The 4,184-nt window shown below is 50.7% G+C and carries 5 protein-coding genes; 3 read left to right on the top strand and 2 right to left on the bottom strand.

Going from position 1 to position 4,184, the window contains the following annotated elements:
- Nucleotides 1–106 precede the first annotated feature (106 nt).
- Nucleotides 107–823, top strand: coding sequence for a PspA/IM30 family protein (locus A7E48_RS05445; RefSeq protein WP_068170522.1), 717 nt, complete (start codon nucleotides 107–109; stop codon nucleotides 821–823).
- 73 nt (nucleotides 824–896) lie between these two features.
- On the opposite strand, the gene udk is transcribed toward A7E48_RS05445, so the two are convergent.
- Nucleotides 897–1,517, bottom strand: coding sequence for a uridine kinase (gene udk, locus A7E48_RS05440; protein WP_068170521.1), 621 nt, complete (start codon nucleotides 1,515–1,517; stop codon nucleotides 897–899).
- 169 nt (nucleotides 1,518–1,686) lie between these two features.
- Between udk and A7E48_RS05435 the strand changes: the two genes are divergently transcribed.
- Nucleotides 1,687–3,024 carry an MFS transporter gene (locus tag A7E48_RS05435; RefSeq protein WP_068170520.1) on the top strand — a complete coding sequence of 446 codons (1,338 nt, stop codon included), beginning with the start codon at nucleotides 1,687–1,689 and terminating at the stop codon, nucleotides 3,022–3,024.
- 67 nt (nucleotides 3,025–3,091) lie between these two features.
- On the opposite strand, the gene A7E48_RS05430 is transcribed toward A7E48_RS05435, so the two are convergent.
- On the bottom strand, nucleotides 3,092–3,295 hold the full coding sequence (locus A7E48_RS05430; RefSeq protein ID WP_068170519.1) for a cold-shock protein: 204 nt from the start codon (nucleotides 3,293–3,295) through the stop codon (nucleotides 3,092–3,094).
- Between the two features lie 509 nt (nucleotides 3,296–3,804).
- Here A7E48_RS05430 and A7E48_RS05425 point away from each other — a divergent pair.
- A complete protein-coding gene (locus A7E48_RS05425) occupies nucleotides 3,805–4,137 on the top strand; it encodes a hypothetical protein (protein ID WP_068170513.1) in 333 nt (110 codons plus the stop codon).
- Nucleotides 4,138–4,184: the final 47 nt, after the last annotated feature.

Below are 4,184 nucleotides of genomic sequence, written 5' to 3'. Positions count from 1 at the left end.
GCTCAGTGTGAACATTGCCTGAGAGTTCCCTGAAACTCTGCACGTTCTCAACCTTTACCTGGCACAATAAAAATATACATATTCATTAATCTCTAAGGAGTTTAAGTTGGTCAAGCAAACCATTTTCAGCCGTATTGCTCAGCTTGCGAAGGCTAATATCAACTCAATTATTGACGCTGCAGAAGATCCCCAGAAAATGCTGGATCAGATGGTACGCGATTACACCAATAACATTGCTGAAGCTGAACAGGCAGTAGCTCAGACTATTGGTAACCTCCGCCTCCTCGAAGAAGATTTCGCAGAAGATCAGCGTGAAGCTGAGGAGTGGGGCAACAAGGCTCTGGCTGCGTCCAACAAGGCAGACGAATTCCGTACCAGCGGCGATACCGCCAATGCTGATAAGTTCGATAATCTCGCTAAGGTTGCCCTGGGCCGCCAGATGCAGGCTGAGAAAGAAGCAGCTTCCATCAAGCCCCAGATTGAGTCACAGACTCAGGTCGTTGAGCAGCTCAAAGACGGTCTGACCAAGATGCGCGAAAAGCTCCGTGAGCTCTCCTCCAAGCGTGATGAGCTGGTGGCTCGTAGCAAGAACGCATCAGCACAAACCCAGGTCAACGACGCTTTGAAGTCATTCGATGTCATGGATCCTACCTCTGAAATTTCACGTTTCGAGGAAAAGGTACGCCGCGAAGAAGCCATGGTTCGTGGTCAGCAGGAGCTGGCATCCTCCTCCATCGATGCGCAGTTCAACGATTTGGAAGAACTCGGCAAAGAAACGGAGCTTGAGGCTCGACTTGCTGCGTTGAAGAACAAGAACGCATAATTTAGCTTCTAACGCTTTCTATACATGAGGGAGGCTCTCGCGTCTGCGAGAGCCTCCCTCATGTATATGAGCTTTAAGCCTGAGAACCCAACTGAGATTTAATACGATGAACCAGCATATCCAGCGCTACCAAGTTTGTTCCGCCCTCAGGGACGATGATGTCCGCGTATCGTTTGGAGGGCTCAACGTAGAGCTCATGCATGGGCTTGACGGTCTCTAGATACTGGGTCTGTACAGATTCGATGCTACGCCCGCGTTCGACGACGTCGCGCCGCATACGACGGAGGATGCGCACGTCGGCGTCGGTATCCACAAAGAGTTTGATGTCTAGACGCTCGCGAATTGCGGGCTCAGCAAAAATGAGGATGCCCTCCACGATGATGATGGGACGGGTCTGCACCATCAGTGTTTCTTCGGAGCGGTTGTGGTCTGAGAAATCATAAACGGGGCACTCGATGGTTTGCCCTTCGATGAGCGCATCTAGCTGTTTGACCAAAAGATCGTTGTCGAATGCATCCGGAGCGTCGTAGTTGAGCAAACAACGTTCTTCGTAGGTGAGGTGATCGTTTTTCTTGTAGTAGTTGTCGTGAAAAACTACGGCAACTTGTTCTTCAAACGATTCGATGAGCGCTCGGGTGAGCGTGGTCTTACCAGACCCGGTTCCCCCGGCGATACCAATAACGAGTGGACGCACTTTTTCTCCTCTAGACTCTCGTTTTCTCTATTGTGGCACGATTTAGAAACGGAGATTTACGGTAAGAGAAGAACGGGGAAAAATCAGACACGTTTCTCACCCTCTTCCTTCAGGTCTAAATAACCTTTACTATTGGTTGCTAATAGCGTTTCTTCTCTGAAAGCACTCCATGTCACTAACAAAAAACGAACGACTTGATCGACTCCCTTTTACTCGCAAGCATTCTAAGCTGCTCATCGGCTCCGGCATTGGCTGGTCACTCGATGCCATGGACGTCGGGCTCATTTCCTTTGTAATGGCGGCTCTTACCGTCCAGTGGGGTTTGACCCCAACTCAGACTTCATGGCTGGGATCCATCGGCTTTCTGGGCATGGCCATTGGCGCATCGCTAGGTGGTCTGCTGGCAGATCGGTGGGGACGGCGGCAAATCTTTGCCGCAACACTGTTGATTTACGGTCTTGCCACGGGCGCATCGGCGCTGGTGAGTTCCCTGGCTGCACTCATTATTTTTAGGTTCGTGGTGGGTCTGGGGCTGGGCGCCGAATTACCAGTTGCTTCCACACTCGTCTCAGAATTTGCCCCCTCACGCATTCGCGGGCGCGTTGTAGTTATTCTGGAAGGTTTTTGGGCAGTGGGCTGGATAGCGGCTGCCTGCATCGGGACGTTCGTGGTCACCAGCTCAGAGAATGGATGGCGGTGGGCACTTGCCATCGGCTTAGTTCCCGCTGCCTATTCCATGGTGATACGACTGGGACTCCCCGAGTCCGTGCGCTTCTTAGAAGCGAAGGGTAAAGACGCCGAAGCCGAGAAAATAGTCCGTGCCTTCGAAGACTCACCGCCCCTCTTTTCGTCTTCTCGTATCGGGCAAAAAGCAGCGGAACCAGCCTCCTCCTCGCCGAGCATTGCTCACAGCGACTCCCCCATCACTTCGATCTGGCACAGCTCACTTCGTTCACGCACCATCGCGCTGTGGATGATCTGGTTCTGTATCAATCTTTCGTACTACGGCGCTTTTACATGGATTCCATCGATTCTCCATGCCCAGGGTTTTACGCTGGTGAAATCCTTTAGCTTTACTCTCATCATGACGCTCGCTCAGATACCCGGGTATGCGGTCGCAGCTTTTCTGATTGAACGCTGGGGACGACGCTCCACTTTGGCTGCTTTTCTCATCGGCTCCGCTGCTGCTGCCTGCCTCTTTGGAGTGGCATGGAATGAAGCAACCCTCATTCTGGCTGGCTGCTTACTTTCCTTCTTCAATCTAGGTGCCTGGGGAGCGCTCTATGCAATCGGGCCAGAGCTGTACCCCACCAGTGTACGAGGTAAAGGAACCGGGGCAGCGGCTGGTTTTGGACGTATCGCTTCAATTGCAGCGCCACTGATTGTGCCCCCGCTCCTTGCTTGGGGCGGGATGAATGCCCTCTTCTGGACGTTTGCTGCGGCATTTGTGCTAGCTGCGGCAGCGTCCTTTGTACTGCCCGAACTCAAAGGACGTACCTTAAGTTAAAGCGTTAGGGTATGCCAAAAGGACCGGTTCAATCGAACCGGTCCTTTTTTCTCTAAAAATCTAAGGATTAGAGGGGGCGAACTTCGCTAGCCTGCATGCCCTTGGGGCCACGCTCTGCGGTGTAGTCTACTGCCTGACCCTCTTCAACGGTGCGGTAACCGCTGCTCTGGATTGCTGAGTAATGGAAGAAAAGGTCCTCTGAACCGTCTTCAGGCTGGATGAATCCGTAGCCTTTTTCGGAGTTGAACCATTTTACTGTGCCGTTAGCCATGTTTTTTGTATTACTTTCGTTATGACCTCGAGAATGAGGTCGATTGCTCCATATCGATCTTCAGATATGGAAGTGAGAACACTTTTTGTTCTCTGGATCAGTTTCTCCGCCTAGAACCTTCTGGGCGTTGAAGAGAATCATCACCGATGAGGTAATAGGAATTTTTACAAAAACAATGACATCGAAGAGACGATGTTGAATCCGTAGAAATGCGTATCAACCAAGATTTGACTATACACGACATTCTTCAGCTTTATAAGCCGTCTAAGAAAAATAGTCGCCTTTGTACCTCAGAAAACCTCTAGGTCACGGGGTAAAAGAAGACAAAAATAAAAAAGACCCAGTTCCTAAGAACTGGGTCTTTTTTATCAAGTTGCGGGGGCAAGATTTGAACTTGCGACCTCCGGGTTATGAGCCCCAATTTGGGGCCAAGTAATAACCACAATTCTTTTACTTCAAAAAAGTGAACCCCACGATGTACATCACCTCTAAGACGAGGTGAACTAACAGTGGAATTCCGTAACACCCAAACAAATCTCTACGCCATCACCGTAACGCCACAAGGCAGTGAGCACCCCATCCTCACCACCTACGCATCCACCCAAGAAAAAGCACGCGCCATTGAACGCTCCTACGACAGATGCTACGGCTGGGGAAAATACATCGTCGAGGTTCACCGCCCTAATGAGTTCCTGGTCAAAGAACTTATAAGCCAAGACCAAAAAACACTCAACAACCCCCGCGCAGGCAAATACGAACGGGCACTCGGCCAACTCCGAACCCGAAACGGCTACCAGCCCTACATCGGTTACGACGATCCTATTGATATGTCCTGGGTTTAGTTCCGCTCCCGTAAATTGAAAACAAACAAAAAACAAAGGAACAAACC

This window comes from Rothia sp. ND6WE1A (genome assembly GCF_001683935.1).
GTDB lineage: Bacteria > Actinomycetota > Actinomycetes > Actinomycetales > Micrococcaceae > Rothia > Rothia amarae.
Note: the sequence above shows the minus strand (reverse complement) of the source record. Positions and strands in the feature narration are given on the sequence as shown.